The sequence below is a fragment of the Blastococcus sp. SYSU DS1024 genome (assembly GCF_054050795.1).
In genome coordinates this window covers 33314-50056 of the sequence record NZ_JBJHAA010000002.1, presented here as the reverse complement: position 1 = coordinate 50056, position 16743 = coordinate 33314, and the positions used below count along the sequence as shown (strand labels likewise).

General features: G+C 73.4%; 17 protein-coding genes. 7 read left to right on the top strand and 10 right to left on the bottom strand.

Annotation, left to right across the window (positions count from 1 at the left end):
* Positions 1 to 59 precede the first annotated feature (59 nt).
* Together ACI79S_RS01995 and ACI79S_RS01990 are read right to left on the bottom strand one after the other, a co-directional pair.
* A complete protein-coding gene (locus ACI79S_RS01995) occupies positions 60 to 368 on the bottom strand; it encodes a hypothetical protein (protein ID WP_456591765.1) in 309 nt (102 codons plus the stop codon).
* A 102-nt stretch (positions 369 to 470) separates the two neighbouring features.
* On the bottom strand, positions 471 to 1046 hold the full coding sequence (locus ACI79S_RS01990; RefSeq protein ID WP_456591764.1) for a TIGR03086 family metal-binding protein: 576 nt from the start codon (positions 1044 to 1046) through the stop codon (positions 471 to 473).
* A gap of 69 nt (positions 1047 to 1115) precedes the next feature.
* On the opposite strand from ACI79S_RS01990, the gene ACI79S_RS01985 reads away from it, so the two are divergent.
* From ACI79S_RS01985 to ACI79S_RS01975, 3 genes are read left to right on the top strand one after another with little or no spacing between them, the layout of a single operon-like run.
* Complete coding sequence (locus tag ACI79S_RS01985) at positions 1116 to 1535, top strand: DUF1810 domain-containing protein (RefSeq protein WP_456591763.1); 420 nt, start codon at positions 1116 to 1118, stop codon at positions 1533 to 1535.
* A 46-nt stretch (positions 1536 to 1581) separates the two neighbouring features.
* On the top strand, positions 1582 to 2616 hold the full coding sequence (locus ACI79S_RS01980; RefSeq protein WP_456591762.1) for a glutathione S-transferase family protein: 1035 nt from the start codon (positions 1582 to 1584) through the stop codon (positions 2614 to 2616).
* A 49-nt stretch (positions 2617 to 2665) separates the two neighbouring features.
* Positions 2666 to 3091 (top strand): hypothetical protein, encoded by a 426-nt coding sequence (locus ACI79S_RS01975; protein ID WP_456591761.1) that lies wholly within the window; start codon positions 2666 to 2668, stop codon positions 3089 to 3091.
* Here ACI79S_RS01975 and ACI79S_RS01970 read toward each other — a convergent pair.
* From ACI79S_RS01970 to ACI79S_RS01960, 3 genes are read right to left on the bottom strand one after another with little or no spacing between them, the layout of a single operon-like run.
* Entirely contained in the window at positions 3088 to 4239 is a 1152-nt protein-coding gene (locus tag ACI79S_RS01970) for an acyl-CoA dehydrogenase family protein (RefSeq protein WP_456591760.1), read from the bottom strand. The genes ACI79S_RS01975 and ACI79S_RS01970 overlap by 4 nt on opposite strands.
* On the bottom strand, positions 4236 to 5285 hold the full coding sequence (locus tag ACI79S_RS01965; RefSeq protein ID WP_456591759.1) for an LLM class F420-dependent oxidoreductase: 1050 nt from the start codon (positions 5283 to 5285) through the stop codon (positions 4236 to 4238). Before ACI79S_RS01965 ends, ACI79S_RS01970 begins: the two co-directional genes overlap by 4 nt.
* Positions 5286 to 5328: 43 nt before the next feature.
* The gene (locus ACI79S_RS01960; protein WP_456591758.1) at positions 5329 to 6864 is read right to left on the bottom strand and encodes a class I adenylate-forming enzyme family protein; all 1536 of its coding nucleotides are present in this window, start codon (positions 6862 to 6864) and stop codon (positions 5329 to 5331) included.
* Positions 6865 to 7060: 196 nt separating this feature from the next.
* Here ACI79S_RS01960 and ACI79S_RS01955 point away from each other — a divergent pair, with 196 nt between their 5' ends.
* From ACI79S_RS01955 to ACI79S_RS01940, 4 genes are all read left to right on the top strand, one after another.
* Entirely contained in the window at positions 7061 to 7609 is a 549-nt protein-coding gene (locus ACI79S_RS01955; RefSeq protein ID WP_456591757.1) for a DUF6318 family protein, read from the top strand.
* Positions 7610 to 8031: 422 nt separating this feature from the next.
* On the top strand, positions 8032 to 8547 hold the full coding sequence (locus ACI79S_RS01950) for a hypothetical protein (RefSeq protein WP_456591756.1): 516 nt from the start codon (positions 8032 to 8034) through the stop codon (positions 8545 to 8547).
* A gap of 39 nt (positions 8548 to 8586) precedes the next feature.
* Complete coding sequence (locus ACI79S_RS01945; RefSeq protein WP_456591755.1) at positions 8587 to 10110, top strand: DUF222 domain-containing protein; 1524 nt, start codon at positions 8587 to 8589, stop codon at positions 10108 to 10110.
* 110 nt (positions 10111 to 10220) lie between these two features.
* Positions 10221 to 10841 (top strand): hypothetical protein, encoded by a 621-nt coding sequence (locus tag ACI79S_RS01940; protein ID WP_456591754.1) that lies wholly within the window; start codon positions 10221 to 10223, stop codon positions 10839 to 10841.
* 21 nt (positions 10842 to 10862) lie between these two features.
* On the opposite strand, the gene ACI79S_RS01935 is transcribed toward ACI79S_RS01940, so the two are convergent.
* The 5 genes from ACI79S_RS01935 to ACI79S_RS01915 all read right to left on the bottom strand — a co-directional run bounded on the left by ACI79S_RS01935 (position 10863) and on the right by ACI79S_RS01915 (position 16639).
* Complete coding sequence (locus ACI79S_RS01935; RefSeq protein ID WP_456591753.1) at positions 10863 to 11936, bottom strand: acyl-CoA dehydrogenase family protein; 1074 nt, start codon at positions 11934 to 11936, stop codon at positions 10863 to 10865.
* Positions 11936 to 13096: an acyl-CoA dehydrogenase family protein gene (locus ACI79S_RS01930; protein WP_456591752.1), complete on the bottom strand. Its 1161-nt coding sequence runs from the start codon at positions 13094 to 13096 to the stop codon at positions 11936 to 11938. Before ACI79S_RS01930 ends, ACI79S_RS01935 begins: the two co-directional genes overlap by 1 nt.
* Positions 13097 to 13212: 116 nt before the next feature.
* On the bottom strand, positions 13213 to 13524 hold the full coding sequence (locus tag ACI79S_RS01925; protein WP_456591751.1) for a hypothetical protein: 312 nt from the start codon (positions 13522 to 13524) through the stop codon (positions 13213 to 13215).
* A gap of 74 nt (positions 13525 to 13598) precedes the next feature.
* Positions 13599 to 15842: a SpoIIE family protein phosphatase gene (locus ACI79S_RS01920; protein ID WP_456591750.1), complete on the bottom strand. Its 2244-nt coding sequence runs from the start codon at positions 15840 to 15842 to the stop codon at positions 13599 to 13601.
* Positions 15839 to 16639 carry an alpha/beta fold hydrolase gene (locus tag ACI79S_RS01915; protein ID WP_456591749.1) on the bottom strand — a complete coding sequence of 267 codons (801 nt, stop codon included), beginning with the start codon at positions 16637 to 16639 and terminating at the stop codon, positions 15839 to 15841. Before ACI79S_RS01915 ends, ACI79S_RS01920 begins: the two co-directional genes overlap by 4 nt.
* Positions 16640 to 16743: the final 104 nt, after the last annotated feature.

The window sequence follows — 16743 nt, the reverse complement described above, 5'->3', positions numbered from 1 at the left end:
AGGACGGGGGCTGTGACGGGACGGTCACGACGTGAGCGAGCTCCCAGTTGCCCGATGCGTCAGTTGTTGCTCTCGCCCTCCTCGGTGCTGGGAGTGCCGTCCTCACCGTCGACGCTGCCGGCGTCCTCTTCCCCGGTCCCCGGGTCGGAGCCGGTGTTGTCGTCCTCGTCGATGCCACCGGTCCCGCGGTCGACGCCGTCGGCGTCCTCCTCGCCACCGTCGACCGGGTCGGGGCTGCCGACCTCCTCCTCCTGGAAGACGTCCGGGACGCCCGTCCCTGGGTCCGCCTCGTCGTCCCCGCCGCAGCCGGTCAGGCCCACCCCGGCGGCGAGCACCGCACCGGCGAGCATCCGCGTGGTCCTGCGCATGGGTCCCCCCTCTGGTCCGTCGAGCCGCTGCTCCGGTGCCCCGGTGACGCCGCGACCACGCGCCCTGCCCCGGAGATGACACGGCTTCGACATGAACCCTGGTCAGCCGGCGCCGGTCGCCGTCCAGCGCGGGTCCCGGCCGGTGCGGCCGAGCAGCCGGTCCAGGGCGGGGGCGTCGTCGGGCACCGGGACGACCGGCCCGAAGAGCCCGTCGGGCTCGCCGGCGGGATCGCTGCGGTCGCCGACGAACTCCAGGCACGCCTCGACGGCCGCCGGGTCCGGGCGGTAGGGCTGCCCGGTGGCGACGGCGAGGTCCCAGCCGTGCACGAGGACCTCGTCGAGGGCGACCAGCGCCATGGCGGCCGCGGGCATCCGCACCCCGGCCACCTCGGCCTCGCCGTCCCGGGCGCCGGGTCGCCGCCAGGCGGCGGCGAGCGCCTCCAGCCGCGCCGGCAGCAGCGCGCGCCAGTCGGGCGCCAGGTCGGCGGCGTCCGCCGACGGGCCGCCCTCTGCCGGCGCCTTCTGCGCGGCGAGCCGGAACGCCAGGGCCAGGCCGAGGAGGTGGTCGAGCAGGCCGGCCACCGGCATGCCCCTGCACGGCGTCGGATCCGCCAGCTGGTCGTCCTGTACGCCGGCGACCACCCGCGCCAGCTCCGCGGTGGTCGGTCCCAGGTCCACGGTCGTCGTCTCCATGCAGTGCAGACGCCCCGGGCGCCGGGAACTCATCGGGTGCGGCAGGCTGGGCCGGTGAGCGACCCCTTCGGCCTCCGCCGGTTCCTCGACGCCCAGGCCCAGACCTACGACCAGGCGCTGGCCGAGCTCCGCGCCGGTGAGAAGCGCACCCACTGGATGTGGTTCGTCTTCCCGCAGATCGCGGGGCTGGGCCGCAGCGGCATGGCGCAGCGCTTCGCGCTCTCCGGCCTCGACGAGGCCCGGGCGTACCTGGCGCACCCGGTGCTGGGGCGCCGGCTGGTCGAGTGCGCCCGGGCGCTCACCACGCTGGACACCGAGGACCCCGACGCTGTGCTCGGCCCGGTCGACGCCCGGAAGCTGCGGTCGTCGATGACCCTGTTCGCGCACGCCGCCCCCGACCAGCCGGTCTTCCGCGAGGTCCTCGACCACTACTTCGCCGGCGCCGAGGACGACGCGACCACGAGCCGGCTCTGACCCGCCCCGCCTCGCGCGGCCGGGCCCGTTCCGCGAGGCTGGGGCGGTGAGCAAGGAAAAGAGCGGATCCGGATACGTCGAAGCCGACTTCAAGCGCGACTCCCAGTACATCTCCGACCGCATCACCGCCGACGGCTCCAGCCCGTGGCCCGTGGAGCCGGGGCGCTACCGCCTCGTCGTCGCGCGGGCGTGCCCGTGGGCGAACCGGGCGGTCATCGTCCGCCGGCTGCTGGGCCTGGAGGACGTCATCTCGATGGGCCTGTGCGGCCCCACCCACGACGAGCGCAGCTGGACCTTCGACCTCGACCCCGGCGGCCGCGACCCGGTGCTGGGCTACGAGCGGCTGCAGGAGGCCTTCTTCGCCCGCGACCCGAACTACCCGCGCGGGATCACGGTGCCGGCGATGGTCGACGTCCCCAGCGGCGCCGTCGTCACCAACGACTTCCCGCAGATGACCCTCGACTTCTCCACCCAGTGGACCGCCCACCACCGCGAGGGCGCCCCGGACCTCTACCCCGAGCACCTGCGGGACGAGATGGACGAGGTGATGGAGCGGGTCTACACCGAGGTCAACAACGGCGTGTACCGGTGCGGGTTCTCCGGGTCGCAGGGCGCCTACGACAAGGCCTACGACCGGCTGTTCACCGCGCTGGACTGGCTGAGCGACCGGCTGGAGCACCGGCGCTTCCTGATGGGCGGGCAGATCACCGAGGCCGACGTCCGGCTGTTCACCACCCTGGCGCGGTTCGACACCGTCTACCACGGCCACTTCAAGTGCAACCGGCAGAAGCTCTCCGAGATGCCGGTGCTGTGGGCGTACGCGCGCGACCTGTTCCAGCTGCCGGGGTTCGGCGACACGATCGACTTCCCGCAGATCAAGGAGCACTACTACGTCGTCCACGCCGACATCAACCCGACGCAGATCATCCCGAAGGGCCCCGACACCTCCGGCTGGCTGATGCGGCACAACCGCGACCAGCTCAGCGACCGCCCGTGGGGCGACGGCACCCCGCCCGGCCCGCCGCCGGCGGGCGAGCAGGTGCCGGCTGACCACGGCCCCGGGGGCATCGGCCACCGCTGACCTGTGGACAACCCGTCCGGGGTCCGCGCGAGCTGACACGGTGACGGGCATGACGACGTCTCCCCTCGCCGATGCCCGGATCCGCTCTGCCGCCGACCTCTCCGATCGCTGGCGGTCGGTGCTCGATTCGCCCGTGTTCGCGGCGCGCAGCCTCTGGTTGACCTGGTTCGGCACCGATGGCCGCCAGCTGCCGGTGGTCGTGCCCGTCGACGACCTGCCGCTCCTCCCGGACCCCGCCCTGCTGGTGGGGTTGCGGGAGGTGCACGGCTCGGTCGTCGACGACCAGCTCGGCGGAGGCGGCCACCTGGCGCTGGCGCTGTGCCGGCCGGGCGAGCCGGTGATCACCGCGGAGGACGACGCCTGGGCGGAGGGGCTCCGGTCGGTGCTGGACGACGACCGCGCGCCGGGCACCTGGAGCCTGCACGTGGCGGCCTCGGGCAGCGTGCTGCCGCTGGTCGACGGCTGGGGCCGTTAGATCGGGTGGCGGGCGATCCACTGCGCGGCGATGACGGTGCGCTGGATCTCGTTGGTGCCCTCGCCGAGGATCATCAGCGGCGCGTCGCGGAAGTAGCGCTCGACGTCGAACTCCCTGGAGTAGCCGTAGCCACCGTGCACGCGCATGGCGTCGAGCGCCACCTGCATCGCCGCCTCGGAGGCGAAGAGCTTCGCCATCCCGGCCTCCATGTCGGCGCGGGCGCCGCCGTCGAGCTTCTCGGCGGCGTCGGCGGTGAGCAGCCGGGCGGCCTGCACCTTGGTGGCCATGTCGGCCAGCAGGTTGCCGATCGACTGGTGCTTCCAGATGGGAACGCCGAACGATTCGCGCTCCTGCGCGTACCGGGTGGCCGCGGCCAGCGCCGCCTGCGCGACGCCGACGGCCCGGGCGGCGACCTGCACGCGGCCCACCTCGAGGCCGCGCATCATCTGCACCCAGCCGCGGCCGGGCTCCCCGCCGAGGACGGCGTCGTCCGGCACCCGCATGCCGTCGAAGGTCAGCTCGCACGCCTCGATGCCGCGGTAGCCGAGCTTGGGGATCTTCGCCGAGATCTCCAGGCCGTCACCGGGCTCCACCAGCAGCACGCTCATGCCGGTGTGCGGCGGGACGGCGTCGCGGTCGGTGCGGCACAGCAGGCCGATGAGCTGCGAGTGCTGGGCGTTGGAGATCCACGTCTTGCTGCCGGTGACCGCCCAGCCGTCGCCGGTGCGGACGGCGTGGGTGCGCATCGCCTGCAGGTCGCTGCCACCGCCGGGCTCGGTGAGCGCCATCGTGGCCCGGATCTCGCCGGTGGCCATGCGCCGCAGGTACCGGGCGCGCTGCTCGTCGGTGCCGACGGTCGCCAGCAGGTGCGAGATGACCGAGTGCCCGCCGATCGCGCCGGCGAGGCTCATCCACCCGCGGGCGAGCTCCTCGGTGACGCGGGCGAAGCAGGCGGTGCTCACGCCGCTGCCGCCGTGCTCCTCGGGCACCAGCAGGCCGAAGAAGCCGAGCGCCTTCATCTCCTCGATGAAGTCGTGCGGGTAACGGTCCTCGGCCTCGAACTCGGCCACCCGCGGGCGCACCCGCCGGTCGACGAACTCGGCGGTGAGCGCGACGAACTCCTGCTCGTGAGCGGGCAGCGCCGTCACGCGAGCGCCTTCAAGGTCTCGACCGCGCGCAGCCGGTCGGCGTGCTCGGCGGCCAGCGGCGTCGCGTTCAGCGTCGTCACGCCGGCGTCGCGGAAGGCGGCGACCCGCTCGGCGACGTGGCCGCGGGGCCCGATGAGGGAGACGCCGCGCACGAACTCCTCGGGGAGCGCGGCGGCGGCCTCCTCCTTGCGGCCGGCCAGGTAGAGGTCCTGCACCGTCGTCGCCTCGTCGGCGTAGCCGTAGCGGACGGCGAGGTCGTTGTAGAAGTTCTTGCCGCGGGCGCCCATGCCGCCGACGTAGAGCGCCAGCTGTGCCCGCACCCGGTCGAGCGCGGCGGCCCGCTCGTCGGCGTCCTCGCTGATGAGCAGCTGGGTGTCGACGACGATGCCCAGCGGACCGAGTTCGGGGTCGCGCCGCGCCGCCCCCTCGGCGAGCGCGTCGCCGAACGCGGTCGCGCTGCCCTCGGGCAGGAAGAAGGCCGGCTGCCAGCCCTCGAACAGCTCGGCGGCCAGCGCCACGTTCTTCGGCCCGATCGCCGCCAGCACCATCGGGATCCGCGGCCGGACCGGCTCGTTGATCAGCTTGAGCGGCTTGCCGAGCCCGCTGCCGCCGCGCTCGGGGGTGAGCGGCACGTCGACGTGCTTCCCGTGGTGGTCGAGCTTCTCCCGCCGCCAGACGGCGCGGCACACCTCGACGACCTCGCGGGTCATGGCGAGCGGGGCGGTGTAGGGGACGCCGTGGAAGCCCTCGACCACCTGCGGCCCGGACGCCCCGATGCCGAGGGTGAAGCGGCCGCCGGAGACGAAGTCCAGGCCGGCGGCGGTCATCGCCAGCAGCGCCGGGGTGCGGGAGTAGATGTTGAGGATCCCCGAGGCGATCTCCACCGTCGTCGTCCGCGCCGCCAGGTAGCCGAGCTGGCTGACGGCGTCGAACGAGTAGGCCTCGGCGACGAAGACCGTGTCGAGGCCCGCGCTCTCGTACTCGGCGATGACGGCGGCGGTCTCGTCGAACCCGCCGCTGTAGGAGATGGGCATGCCGATGCGCACGGAGGCTCCTGTCGCCGGGGACGCGGTCCCCGGCAACGTAGCGCTACCGCGGGACGGCGACCCAGCCCTCCGCCTCGCGCAGCGGGCTCTTCAGCACCTTGCCCCCGGCGTTGCGTGGCAGCGGGCCGTCGATGACCCGCACGAACTGCGGGCACTTGAAGTCGGCGAGCCGCTCGCGGGCGAAGTCGTTCAGCGACGCCACCAGCCGGCCGGCGTCCACGTCCGGCTTCGGCAGGACGACGGCGCCCACCTTCTCCCCCATCACCGGGTCCGGGACACCGACGACGGCGACCTCGAGGACGTCGGGGTGCTCGGCGAGGGCGTTCTCCACCTCGACGCTGTACACGTTCTCGCCGCCGCGGTTGATCATGTCCTTGGCGCGGTCGACGATGCGCACGACGCCGTCGGTGAGGGTGGCGAGGTCGCCGGTGTGCAGCCAGCCGTCGACGAACGTCTCCGCCGTCCGCACCGGGTCGCCCCAGTACCCGGCGACGACGTTGGGGCCGCGCACCAGCAGCTCGCCGACCCCGGTGACCGGGTCCGCCTTGTCGAGGCACACCTCGTTCACCGGAGTGGGGAACCCGACGGCGTCGGCGTGGGTTTCGGCGTACTCGTGCGGGAGGAAGGTGGCCAGGGCGCTGGTCTCGCTGAGGCCGAACCCGTTGCCGAGCCGGGCGTTCGGGAAGGCCTGGCGGAGGCGGTGCACCAGCTCCGGAGCGATCGGCGCGCCGCCGTAGCTGAGGGTGCGGACGGTGGAGACGTCCGTCGTCGCCAGGGCCGGGTGGCGGAGCACCAGCTCGTAGATGGTCGGGACGCTGGTGATCAGCGTGATGCCGTGCTCGGGGATGGCGGCGAGGAAGGCGCCCGGCTCGAAGCGGGGCATCAGCACCGAGGTGCCGCCCAGGGCGATCTGGGTGAGGAACTGGGAGTTGCAGCCGGTGACGTGGAACAGCGGAACCGAGATCAGCGTGGCGTGCCGGACGCCGGGCTCGCGGCTGAGATCGCGGCAGCGGATGACCGATTCGATGGTGGACAGGAAGTTCTCGTGGGTGGTCATCGCGCCCTTGGGGCGGCCGGTCGTGCCGCTGGTGTAGAAGAGCGCGGCGACGTCGGTGTGCTGCGGGTCGGGCACCTCCCCGGGCTCCCCGTCGGGCAGCGGCTGCCCCGGGCGGACGACGTAGGCGGCGCCGCAGTCGGCGAGGATGAAGTCGGCCTCGGCCGGCGCGAGGCGGGTGTTCATCGGGACGACGACGGCGCCGGCGAGGTGGGCGCCCCAGAAGGCGAGCACCCAGTCGATGCCGTTGGGCAGCTGGACCGCGACCCGGTCGCCGGCGAGGACGCCGGCGTCGCGGAGGCCGCCCGCGACGCGCATGGCCCGCTCCCACAGCTGGCCGTACGTGAGCTCGCCGCCGCCCAGCTCGACGATCGCGGTGCTGTCCGCGCGCGTCGCCGCCTGGGCCAGCAGGACGCGGACCAGGTTGACGGGGAGGCCGGTGTAGCGGCGGATGCCGTCCGAGCCGAGCTCGATGCCGCTGGTGTCGAAGGGGTGCTCCCCCGTCGCGGCGCTGTCCGTGCTCATGCGTCCCCCAGTCTGCGGTGCTCGTCGGCTCCGGATTGTGCGCCGGTGAGCCAGGTCTCGTGCGCCGGGGCGGTCACCCGATCCGGCGGCACGCGGCGGCTGTCCACAGTTACGGAACCGGATGCAGCCGAACTCTGCGTAGTCTCCCGCTGTGCGTGATCTCCGTGGGGGCTTGGTCCGGACGACGCTCGGCTGCGTGCTGGCCGGCACCGTGCTGCTCACCGGGTGCTCGGAGAAGCAGGAAACGAACACCACCCTGCCGACGACGGCGGCCGCTCCGACCACCGAGGCGCTCCCGCCGCTGGGCCCGGCCGACATGCCCATGCCGGATGAGGCCCGCACGCAGGATGCGGCCGGCGCAGAAGCCTTCGTCCGCTATTACTTCGCTCTGCTCAACCACTCGCTCGAGACGATGGACCCTCAGCATCTGCGACTCTTTGCGAGTGACGGGTGCGATGTCTGCGAGCGAATCGCGCAGGAAACCGAGAAGGACGCCGCCGAGGGCTACAGCTATCAGGGCGGGGAGCTGACCATCTCCGGCGACATGTCGGTGATTGTCACGGCGCCAGAAGAGGCGCAATCGGCATTCCTGGCAGACCAGGCGCCCATGACGGTTGTAGATCCCAGTGGGAAGCCGGTGGCAGACCTAACGTTCGACGGAGAGAATTCATTGTCGTCGGGAGCGATCACGGTCTGGGACTCCTTGAAGAGTTCGTGGACTCTCACTGAGTTGACGCTGGGGTGACCGCTGGGCTGAGGGCTGCTCTCCTACTGGTGCTGGCCCTGCTGACCGTCGCGCCATCCCTCGTGGCAGCCGCACCCACTGCAAAAGCGGCACCCAATTCTGAATGCCGCCGCGGTGAATGCCCCAGCGTTGAGACAGGGAGAGGGTCGCTTACAGCGGCATACCTGGAGCAGATGCCGGGTGGATCCTGGGTGGCGACTAATGGCGCTCCAGTCGAGCACCCATACACCTACCGACTGTCTCGGCCTTGCGTCATCAGTGATCGCGAAGACGGCGGATGCCGACCGAGTGACTTCTTCCAGTGCCCGTCACCACCCGGACGGGTCGTGGAAGACCTCGTCGCCGAGCAGCGACGCCTGGCTCTCTCAGGCCCGGAGAACGCGACGAGGACTATCGATGGTTTCCCCATCGGAGACGCCCCGGTGGGCACGCCAGTCGGGCCATGGATCGTCGGAACGCGGGCCTGCATCGACATCACGGCTCTGAACCCGCCACCGTCCCCCGACGAGGTGTTCCGCTACTTCCAGACGCTCCCGTTGCCGCAGCTGACCACCCAGCACCAGCCGCCGGGCGACGGCCTGACCGGCCTGCCGGTCATCTTCTACACCGACTCCCCCACCACCCAGACCTTCACCGTCGACATCCGCGGCTTCACCGTCGTCATCGAAGCCAGCGCCGAGCAGTTCACCTGGCACACCGGCGACGCCACGGGCCAGATCACCACGACCGACCCCGGCGCGCCGTACCCGGACCACACCATCCGGCACAGCTACCGGCCCGGCAACTACACAGCCCACCTCACCGTCACCTGGGGCGCCACCTTCACCGTCGACGGCAGCGCCGAGGCCGACGTCCCCGGCACCACCACAACCGACGGACCACCGGTCACCTTCGACGTCCTCCAGGCCCGCACCGTCCTGACCAATCCCTACGACTGACCTGCGGAGACTGTCGGTGGTCGGCTCTACCGTGCAGGTGTGTTCCCCGGTGAGCCTCCCCGCGCGCCGGACGAGGGCGTGCCGATCCCCTGGGTGCCCGACACCGACGCCCCCGGGCTGAGCGACCTGGAACTGGTCGCCGACATCTGGGCCGCCGATGCCCGCGAAGCCCGGTACGCCGCCCAGCGCGCCGAAGCGATCACCGCGCTCGCCCGCCGCCGTTCCATCGACCGCGACCGCGACTTCGGCCCGCTCGGCGGCCCGGGGCTCGACAGCCGGCTCCGCCGCTCCGAGGTGCTCGCCCTGGTCAGCGAGACGTTCGTGACCGAGCTGGCGATGATCCGCGGCTGCACCGAGGCAGAGGCCGAAGCCCTCGCCGTCGAGTCGATCCTGCTCACCACCCTGCTCACCGGCACCTGGGACGCCCTCTACGCCGGCCGCATCGACGTGCGGAAGATGCGGGCCCTGGTCGACCTGCTGGCCACGGCCAAGCCGGCCGTCATCGCCGAGGTCGAACGCCGCGTGCTGCCCGACGCCGGCCGGCTCACCGTCCCCCAGCTGCGCGCCCGGGTACGCCGGGCACTGGCCCGCCTCGACGCCGACGCCCTCGACAAACGCCGCACCGAAGCGGCCAAGCGGGCCGACGTCACCACCCGCCGCACCGGCGACGGAATGAGCCAGCTCGTCGCCGACCTGCCCGTCCACCTCGCCGCCGCCTGCGCCGACGCCATCGACCAGTACGCCCAGCTGCTGCGCGCCGACGGCGACTCCCGGCCCATCGGCGTCCTCCGGGCCGCCGTCGCCGCCGACCTGATCCTCCGCCCCTGGGACACCTCCCGGCCGCCGGTCACCGCCCAGCTGACCATCCACGCCCCACTGCCCTCCCTGCACGACCCCGACCGCGAGCGCGGCACGCAGCCGGCCGCCGAGGTCGCCGGTGAGGTCGTCACCGCCGCCCACTGCCGGGAGATCCTGCGCGAACTGGACCTGCTCGGCATCGGCGCCGCACCCACCGGTGGATGCGTGCAGGTGGCCATCGGCAACCCCGCCGACGGCCGGCTCATCGCCGTCGCCACCCACCGCCAACTCCGCCGCGCCGCCGGGCACCAGCGCCCCTCCCGCACGCGCGGCAAGGCCCCGACCAGCCGATCCACCCCAACCGGGCACCAGCCCCGGAGCGGGCCGGGCCTCGGCCCACCGGCACCGACCACCGCCTACGGCCCCACCGCCGGGCAACGCCGCTTCCTCCACGTCCGCGACCGGCACTGCCGCATGCCCGGCTGCCGACGGCGCCCCGGCCGCTGCGACATCGACCACGGCACCGCACACGCCGACGGCGGCCCGACCGACTGCTGGAACCTCTGCTGCCTGTGCCGCCGGCACCACCGCATCAAGACCTTCGCCCGCGGCTGGCGCTTCCAACTGCTCGCCGACGGACGCCTGATCGTGCGAACCCCCAGCGGCATCTCCCGGACCACCCGACCACCGGGCTGGTGCCACGAACCCGAACCCGACCCACCCTGGCTCGACGAGGACGCCCCACCCGATCCACTGCTCCACTGACCCGCGGAACGCATCCGTCCGGACTGTTCCCAAGCAGCGCTCGAGCGAGGACAGTGGGCAGCCAAGCAACACCCGCCGGAGGCTCGGCTGCTCGCGAGAGGACCCGTCGCATGTACGCGCGTTCCACCACCATCGCCGGCAATCCCGTGCAGGTCGATCGGGGCATCGTCTACATCCGCGACCGCGTGCTCCCCGCCGTCACGGGCATGGACGGCTTCATCGGCCTCTCCATGCTCGTCGACCGGCACTCCGGCCGCTGCATCGTCACCACCGCCTGGGAGGACTCCACCGCCCTGCACCGCAGCGCCAACCAGGTGAAGGCGATGCGCGCCCGGGCCAGCGACATCCTCGGCGGCCCGGCGGTGGTCGACGAGTGGTCGATCGCCGTCCTCCACCGCATGCACCCCGCACCGGAAGGCGCCTGCGCCCGCGTCACCTGGACCCACGGCAAGCCCGAACGACTCGACCGGATGACCGATGCGTTCGGCGTCAGCATGATCCCGCGGCTGGAGGACCTCCCCGGCTTCTGCTCGGTGAGCGTGCTCGTGCAGCCGACGACCGGGCGCGCCACCACGGCCGTCACCTACGACTCCCGCGATGCCATGCACGAGGCCCTGGAACGCGCCATCGAGCTGCGGCAGGAGTTCACCCGCCAGATGGGCGCCCAGGTCGTCGAGGTCGCCACCTACGACCTCGTGGTGGCCGAACTCCGGGTACCCGAGACCGTCTGAACGAGGCGGCGGCCGACCAGGTCAGACGGCGCGGGTCAGCGCCGGCCAGAGCCCGTCCGGCCCGTCGGCCAGCAGCCCAGACGCCAGCACCCGCGACCACACCAGCTCGCTGCCCGCCTCGTCCCGCCACGACCACAGCCGCCGCGTCAGGTGGTGCAGCTTGTGCTCCTGGGTGAACCCGATCGCCCCGTGCACCTGGTGCGCCAGCCGCGCCACCACCTCGACGGCGGCACCGGCGCGTACCTTCGCCGCCGCAGCGGCGAGGACGACGTTCTCGCCCCGGTCCAGCGCCTGCACCGCCGCATCGGTCAGCGCCGTCACCGCGGTCACCTCGCCGGCCATCTCCGCGAGCTCCATCTGGATCGCCTGGAACTTGCCCAGCGGCCGCCCGAACTGGTGCCGCTCCCCCGCGTACTGCACCGTCCAGGCGAGCACCTGCTCCAGCGCCGCGCCCAGCTGCACCGCCCGGGCCAGCGCGTACCGGGCCCGCACCGCCTGCGCCTGCGCCTCGGTCAGCAGGGCACCGGCAGCAGCCGCCTCGTCCAGCACCAGCGACCCGCGCGGCTCACCGGCCAGGTTGACCGCGTCGGTGGCCGGCAGCGAGGAGACATCGACCAGCGCCAGCACCGCCCCCTCGATCGCCGCCGGGGCCGGCGCCAGGACGACGACGTGCCGCGCCGCACCCGCCCACGGCACCTCGGGGACGGTGCCCGAGAGCGTGAACCGCCCCGGGCCGTCGCCGTTGTCGACCGGGTGCACGGTCACCGCGTCGGCGATCGCGAAGGTCGTCGGCTCCTCCGGCGAGGGCAGCTCCAGGTCCGCCGCCACCAGCGCCGGCCCCGCGACCAGCAGCTGCTCGGCCACCGGCACCGCCCCCGCACCGGAAGCGAGCGTCCGCACGATCGCCACCGCGTCGGCCAGCTCGCCACCCGAGCCACCGGCCTCCTCGGGCAGCCCCACCCCGGTCAGCCCGGCCTCCGCCAGCGCCGACCACAGCCCGGCGTCCCACGGCCGCTCCGCCGTCAGCACGAACGGCTCGAAGCCGGAGAGGATGTCCCGGACGGTCTCGACCACCAGGTCCTGGTCCGATGCCATCAGCGCAGCCCCAATCCACGAGCGACGATCCCGCGCAGGATCTCGTTGGTCCCGCCCCGCAACGTGAAGCCGGGCTGGTGCAGTTGCGCCTCGGCCAGCGCCCGCGCCAGCGGGTCCGGCGACGCCAGCGACGGCGTCAGGTCGACCACCCGCCGGACCTCCTCGATGACGTCCGCCTCGAACGTCGTCCCCACGTCCTTGACCAGCGCGGCCGGGATGTTCGGCAGCTCCCCGCGGTCCAGCGCCGCCGCGATCCGCAGCGACATCTGCCGCAGCGCCAGCAGCCGCGCCGACAAGCGCCCCAGCACCGCCAGCTGCGCCGGGTCACCCGAGTCCGCACATCGACGTCCGAACTCGGCGACGAGCGGATATGTCGACAGGAACCGCTCCGGGCCCGACCGCTCGAACGCCAGCTCCGCGGTCACCTGGTGCCAGCCGTTGCCCTCCTCGCCGAGCAGCATGTCGCCCGGGACGACGACGTCGTCGAACACCACCTCGTTGAAGTGGTGGCCGCCGTCGAGGATGCGGATCGGGTTGATCGTGATGCCCGGCAGGGACAGGTCGATCAGCAGCTGCGACATCCCGGCGTGCCGGTTGGCCGAGTCCGCCGGCGAGGTGCGCACCAGCACGATCCCGTAGTGGGAGTGGTGCGCGTTCGACGTCCACACCTTCGCGCCGTTGACCACCCAGTCGCCGTCGGCGTTGCGGGTCGCCTTCGTGCGGATCGAGGCGAGGTCCGAGCCGGAGTCCGGCTCGCTCATCCCGATGACGAAGTAGCACTCCCCCGCCACGATGCGCGGCAGGATCTCCTGCCGCTGCTTCTCGGTGCCGTAGGTGAGCAGGTTCGGGCCCGACTGCCGGTCGGCGATCCAGTGCGCGGCCACCGGGGCGCCCGCGGCCAGCAGCTCCTCGGTGACGGCGTAGCGCTCCATCGCCGAGCGCTCGTGCCCGCCGTACTTCTTCGGCCAGGTCATCCCTAGCCAGCCGCGCTCGCCCAGCTTCCGGGAGAACTCCGGGTCGACGCCGGAGAGCCAGGTGTCGACGTGCGTGCGGAACGTGCCGGCGGCCAGCTCGGCGGCGAGGAACTCGCGCACCTCGGCCCGCACCTGCTCGGCTGCCTCGGACCGCGGTGCGGGCGCCAGTGTCAACGAGTTGCTCATGCGACTCCCTCGGAGGTGGCCGTGCTCACCGCCGTTCTACAGGGCAGCCGCGGACGCCGGACCGCCGGGCTCCCCACCCGCAGTCCGGACCGGCCTCGGCGCGGCCGGCTGACGCCTCACCCCTCCGCGTCGTCCCCGTCCCCGTCCCCGGTGCCGCGGGTCAGCTGGCGCAGCTCGGTGACGACGTCGGTGGCCACCGTGCCCAGCGAGACCAGCGCGCCGGAGACCAGCCGCCGCACCCCCTGCACGTCCAGCCCGAGCGCGGCGCCGACGCCGGACCCCGCCTCCAGGCCACCGAGCTCACCGGTGGCCGGTGTCCGCTCCGCCAGCTCGGGCGACCAGCGCATCGCGTCCCCCGACAGCGTCCAGTCACCGGTCGCCCCGTCGATCGCCTGGGTGACCGGGTTCCCACGAGCCGATGCGTCCATGACCGCCACCTCCCGGGTCGGGCCTCCATGGTGACCCGAAACGTCGGCGTCCGGAAGGTGGTCGGCGCCGGCCTTCAGGCGCGGGTCAGCGCCAGCAGGGCGATGTCGTCGGCCCGGTGCTCCCCGGTCAGCTCGCTCAGCAGCCGGTCGCACAGCTGCTCGGGGTCGCCGTTCCACGACCGCGCCGCCACCTCGACCAGTCGGGCCAGCCCGGCGTCGATGTCGGCGCCCCGGCTCTCCACCAGCCCGTCGGTGAACAGCAGCAGCGCCGCCCCCCTCGGCAGCACGCCGGTCCACTCCTGCGCGGGCCCCGGCGGCGCACCGAGCATGCTGGCGGGCCGCACCGGCAGCAGCTCCGCCCCGCCGTCCGCGCACAGCAGCGGTGGCAGGTGCCCGGCGGAGGCGATGCGCAGCTCCCCCGACGCCGGGTCCAGCGTCGCGAACAGCGCGGTCGCCATCCGCTGCAGCTCGAACAGCTCCCAGTTGTGCTGCAGCCGCTCGATCAGCACGGCCGGCGAGGGGCTGTCGACCGACATCGCGCGGGTCACGCTGCGCAGCTGCCCCATCGTCGCCGCCGCGGTGATGTCGTGGTCGACGACGTCGCCGACGGTCAGCCCGACCTGGTCCCCGGGCAGCCGGATGACGTCGTAGAAGTCGCCGCCGACGTCGACCCCCTGGGTCGCCGCCAGGTAGCGCACCGCAGTGGCCAGGGACGGGATGGCGGGCGGCGACGGTGGCAGCAGGCTGGCCTGCAGGGTGTGCGAGGTCTGCTCCTCGAACTCGAAGCGCAGCGCCTTGTCCACCACCTGCGACAGCTGCAGCGCCAGCTGCTCGGCCACCTCGACGTCGGCGGCGGTGAACGGCGCCCGCTGCCGGTCGGCCCCGAACGTCACCACGCCGAGCCGGCGGCCGTCCACGATCATCGGCACGCTGACCACGCCGACCAGCCCCAGCTGCCCGGCCACCTCCCGGAAGACGTCGTCGGGGGCGACCGCGTCGAGCACCGCCCGCCCCTGCTCGAGGTCGCGCAGCCACTGCGTCCGCCCTTCCCGCAGCGCCCGCACCGACGGGTGCAGCGGCGACCGCGCCGGCGGGTGGGCGCGCAGCCGGTCGAGCAGGGGCTGCCGGGCCGGGTCCCGGTGCCGCGCGACCGGCCGGTGCACGCCGTGCTCGGCGACCAGGTCGATGACGCAGACGTCGGCCAGCCGGGACACCACCAGCCCCGCCAGCCGCTGCACCGTCTCGGTGACGTCCCGGGCCCCGCTCATGAGCCGCGCGGCCTCGAGCAGGAATGCGGCCCGCTCACCCTGGTGGCGGGTCTCCTCGTGCAGCCGCACCCGCTCCAGCGCCTGCCCGGCCTGCCGGCCGAGCGTCCACAGCAGGTCGACCTCGGCCGGGTTGAGCGGCCGGTGCTCCCCAGGCTCCTCCAGGCTGATCAGGTCGCCCGGCGACGGTGCACCGCGCGCCAGCACCAGCACCCCGAGCCGCTTGGAGTCGGCCGTCACCGGCACGACGACCAGGTCGGTCACCCCGTCGGCCGCCATGCTCGCCGCCAGCTCCGGCTGGTCGGCGCGCAGCCGGGCGTCCAGCACGATCGACCGCAGTCCCTGGGCGAGTTCCAGCGCCAACCGGGTGCCCGCCGCCTCCCGCAGCCGCCGCAGCAGCTCGACCGACAGCCCGTCCGAGCGCACCGGCCGCAGCACCGGCAGCCCCCGCGGGTCGTCCGCCTCGCCGTCCACCAGCACCAGCGCGGCGCCGGCCGCCCGCAACGCCCCCCGGCCGCGCTGCACGATCACCGTCGCCACGTCCTCGGGGGTCGTCGCCGCCGCCAGGTCGAAGACGACCTTCTGCACCACCCGCGCGCGGGCCTCGGAGTCCTCCGCCACCCGCTGCGCCGCCAGCAGCTCCCGCTCGTAGCGGCGCCGCGCCGTCGCCTCGAACAGCGTCGCCCGCATCAGCAGCGGGGCACCGTCCTCGTCGCGCACCTCGACGGCGTTGAGCAGGCACGGCAGCAGCGTGCCGTCGATCCGGGTGACGTCGATGGCGATCTCGCGCACCGCTCCCTGCATCCGCAGCAGCGGCACCAGGTGGGTGTTGTAGAAGACCCGGCCCCCGACGCTGAGCAGGTCCTGGAAGCGGTGGTCCAGCAGATCGCCCGGTGCCCGGCCGGTCCACGCGGAGAACGTCCGGTTGACCTTCACGATCCGCCCGTCCGGGAGCGCGGACAGGTAGCCCATGGGCGCGTTCTCGTAGAGGTCCGCCGGGTCCTCGTCGAGCAGGCGGTCCAGCCGCTCCCCCCGGTCGTCGGGGCCGGTCACGTCGCCAGGAACGCGCGGATGGCGGTCGTCGTCTCCTCCGGCGCGGACAACTGGGGGACGTGCCCGCTGGCCCGCATGCGCACGAGCACGCTGCCCGGGATCTGCCGGTGCACGAACTCGCCGACCGCGTCGGGGGCGATCGCATCGGCGCTGCACTGCAGCACCAGCGTGGGCACGTCGATGCCGTGCAGGTCGGCGCGGTTGTCCGAGAGGAAGGTGACCCGGGCGAACTGGCGGGCGATGTGCGGCGCGGTCCGGCAGAAGCTGTTGGTCAGCTCCTCGGCGAGCTCCGGCCGCTCCGGGTTGCCCATGATCACCGGCGCCATCTGCGCCGACCAGCCCAGGTGGTTGCTGTCCAGCGCGTCGAGCAGGCCGGCGACGTCGCTGCGGCTGAACCCGCCGACGTAGTCGACGTCGTCGACGTACCGCGGGCTCGGCCCGACCATCACCATCGCACCGAAGAGCTCGGGCGCGCGGTGATAGGCGAGCACCCCGATCATCGCGCTCACCGAGTGCCCGACGAACACCGCGTCGGTGAGCGCCAGTTCGCGGCAGATCTCCACGACGTCGCTCGCGTACCCGTCGAGCGAGCCGTACTTCTCCGGGTCGTACGCCGACAGGTCCGACTGCCCCGCCCCGACGTGGTCGAACAGCACGACCCGGTGGTCGACGGCGAAGTCGGGAGCGACCAGGCGCCACAGCGTCTGGTCGCAGCCGAAGCCGTGGGCGAAGACCAGCGGCCGCCCCTCGGGCGGGCCGCTGACGTTGACCCGGTTCCGCGTGACGACGCTGCCCACAGGCCGACCGTAGTGCAACGAGCGACCCGTGTGGTCCCCCCGCACGGTCCCGGCGGAACCGTTCCGCGCCGATCCCCGCCCGCCGGGCATGACGGTCGGTGAGC